The organism is Leifsonia sp. HAY1-4F, from assembly GCF_056755275.1.
Map to the genome: position 1 here is coordinate 1 of NZ_JBNDHX010000424.1, position 253 is coordinate 253.

A 253-nucleotide genomic window follows, 5' to 3' on the forward strand; every position below is an offset into this window, starting at 1 on the left:
GCGTGAGGTGCGCCGCTGCGTCGAGACGCTGCGCCTTTCGGCCGAGGCCGGCGCGTTCCTGACGGGCGAGACGATCCCCTTCGAAGGAAACCGGAACGGAGCCGGCAAGGTCGGCTGGTTCACCCGGGAGCCGGTCGGCATCTGTCTCTTATACACATCTCCGAGCCCACGAGACACTCGCTAATCTGGGGTGGCGGGTTTTGTTTTGGGGGGGGGGGGGGGGGGGGGGGGGGGGGGGGGGGGGGGGGGGGGG

The 253-nt window shown here is 71.1% G+C and carries 1 pseudogene; it reads left to right on the forward strand.

Annotation, left to right across the window (positions count from 1 at the left end):
* Positions 1-184: pseudogene (locus tag ACPYOG_RS20050) on the forward strand (hypothetical protein); the annotation flags it as partial.
* Between the last annotated feature and the right edge of the window lie 69 nt (positions 185-253).